The sequence below is a fragment of the Allobosea sp. CER48 genome, assembly GCF_044752385.1.
Classification (GTDB): domain Bacteria; phylum Pseudomonadota; class Alphaproteobacteria; order Rhizobiales; family Beijerinckiaceae; genus Allobosea.
The window spans coordinates 1-2,640 of the sequence record NZ_JBIWYK010000424.1; the positions used below are offsets into that span (position 1 = coordinate 1).

General features: G+C 66.6%; 1 protein-coding gene. It reads left to right on the forward strand.

All coding sequences use genetic code 11. The features are described from left to right. Window positions 1-159: 159 nt before the first annotated feature. On the forward strand, window positions 160-2,598 hold the full coding sequence (gene gyrB, locus ACIPIA_RS13820; protein ID WP_400510377.1) for a DNA topoisomerase (ATP-hydrolyzing) subunit B: 2,439 nt from the start codon (window positions 160-162) through the stop codon (window positions 2,596-2,598). The last annotated feature ends 42 nt before the right edge of the window (window positions 2,599-2,640 follow it).

Below are 2,640 nucleotides of genomic sequence, written 5' to 3' on the forward strand. Positions count from 1 at the left end.
GCCGAAACGCTGCCACTTGCCGAGCGCCCCTGACACCCGGGCACGCCTCCCCGCACACGCGCACGCGTAGGCGCGTGAAAAAGCCATCGTCTGCCCCTATATTGTCTTTTCGAATCAGGATCACCGCGGGCGCTCGCTCGCCCGCTCAAGGACGACTTCATGACCGACGCCGCGCTCAGCGCCCAGCCCGACGATTACGGCGCCGATTCCATCAAGGTTCTCAAGGGTCTGGACGCCGTCCGCAAGCGGCCCGGCATGTATATCGGCGATACCGATGACGGCTCCGGCCTGCATCACATGGTCTACGAGGTCGTCGACAACGCCATCGACGAGGCGCTCGCGGGCCATGCCGACCTCGTCACCGTCACCCTGAACGCGGATGGATCGGTCACGGTCAGCGACAATGGCCGCGGCATCCCGACCGATATCCACAGCGAGGAAGGCATCTCGGCGGCCGAGGTCATCATGACCCAGCTCCATGCCGGCGGAAAGTTCGACCAGAATTCCTACAAGGTCTCGGGCGGCCTGCACGGCGTCGGCGTCTCCGTCGTCAACGCGCTCTCGGTCTCGCTCAAGCTGCGGATCTGGCGCGGCGGTCACGAGCACTTCATGGAGTTCCGCCATGGCGACGCGGTCGCGCCGCTCGCCATCGTCGGCCCGCAGGGCGACAAGCGCGGCACCGAGGTGACGTTCCTGCCCTCGCAGGAGACCTTCACCATGGTGGAGTTCGACTACAAGACGCTGGAGCACCGGCTGCGCGAGCTCGCCTTCCTGAATTCCGGCGTGCGCATCATCCTGACCGATTCCCGCCATGCCGAAGTCGTGCGCGAGGAGCTGATGTACGAGGGCGGCGTCGAGGCGTTCGTGCGCTATCTCGACCGCGCCAAGACCGCGGTGATCGAGAAGCCGATCATGCTGACCTCGGAGAAGGACGGCATCACCGTCGATGTCGCCCTGTGGTGGAACGACAGCTACCACGAGAACGTGCTCTGCTTCACCAACAACATCCCGCAGCGCGACGGCGGCACCCACCTCGCCGGCTTCCGCGCCGCGCTGACGCGCCAGATCACCGGCTATGCCGAGAACTCGGGCATCTCGAAGAAGGAGAAGGTCTCGCTCACCGGCGACGACTGCCGCGAGGGCCTGACCGCGATCGTCTCGGTCAAGGTCCCAGACCCGAAATTCTCCTCTCAGACCAAGGACAAGCTGGTCTCCTCGGAAGTCCGCCCGGTGGTCGAGAACGTCGTCAACCAGGCGCTGTCCGAGTGGCTCGAGGAGCATCCGAACGAGGCCAAGACCATCGTCGGCAAGGTGGCGGAAGCCGCCGCCGCACGCGAGGCCGCACGCAAGGCGCGCGACCTCACCCGACGCAAGGGCGCGCTCGATATCGCCTCGCTCCCGGGCAAACTGGCCGATTGCCAGGAGAGGGACCCCGCCAAGTCCGAACTCTTCATCGTCGAGGGTGACTCGGCCGGCGGCTCGGCCAAGCAGGGCCGCGCCCGCGAATATCAGGCCGTCCTGCCGCTGCGCGGCAAGATCCTCAACGTCGAACGGGCGCGCTTCGACAAGATGCTGTCCTCCGACCAGGTCGGCACGCTGATCACGGCGCTCGGCGCCGGCATCGGCCGGGCCGATGCCGAGCAGGGCGGCTTCAACCTGGAGAAGCTGCGCTACCACAAGATCATCATCATGACCGACGCCGACGTCGACGGCGCCCATATTCGCACGCTGCTGCTGACCTTCTTCTACCGGCAGATGCCGGAGCTGATCGACGCCGGCCATCTCTTCATCGCCCAGCCGCCGCTCTACAAGGCGACGCGCGGCAAGAGCCACGTCTACCTCAAGGACGAGCGTGCGCTGGAGCAGTACCTGATCGAATCGACACTGGACGGGGCGACATTCCGCACCAGCGAAGGCGTGGAGCGCGGCGGGAGCGACCTGCGCAACCTGATCGAGGAAGCCCGCAACGTTCGCAGCGCGCTGTCTCAGCTGCATTCGCGCTACGACCGCCGCGTCGTCGAGCAGATGGCGATCGCCGGCGTGCTGCATCCGGTGAGCGAGGAGAACGAGGCGCAGGCAAACGAGGCCGCCGCCTCTGTCGCACGCCGGCTCGACGCGATCTCGGACGACCTGGAGCGCGGCTGGGAAGGCAAGGTCAGCGAAGGCGGCTTCGTCTTCTCGCGCATGATCCGCGGCGTGAAGCAGGCGGCGACGATCGATGCCGGGCTGCTCGCCAGCGCCGAGGCGCGCAAGCTCGACGCGGCGGCCGTCTCGCTGCAGGAGGCCTATGCAAAGCCGGCTATGCTGACCCGGAAGGGCGACTCCTTCCCGATCAACGGCCCCACCGATCTGTTCGAGGCCGTCTCCACGATCGGCAAGAAGGGGGTCGCATTGCAGCGCTACAAAGGGCTGGGCGAAATGAACCCCGACCAGCTCTGGGAGACCACGCTGGACCGCGACGTCCGCACGCTGCTGCGGGTGAAGAACGACCAGAACGACGAGGCCGACGATCTCTTCGTCAAGCTGATGGGCGACGTCGTCGAGCCGCGGCGCGAATTCATCCAGACCAACGCGCTCAACGCCACCGTCGACATCTGACGCCGCCCGGCTGCGGCGCAGAGACGCGCCGTTCGATTGCGG

Excerpts from the sequence above, each read along its gene's own strand:
- gyrB (WP_400510377.1), top strand. The coding sequence starts at position 160 with ATGACCGACGCCGCGCTCAGCGCCCAGCCCGACGATTACGGCGCCGAT.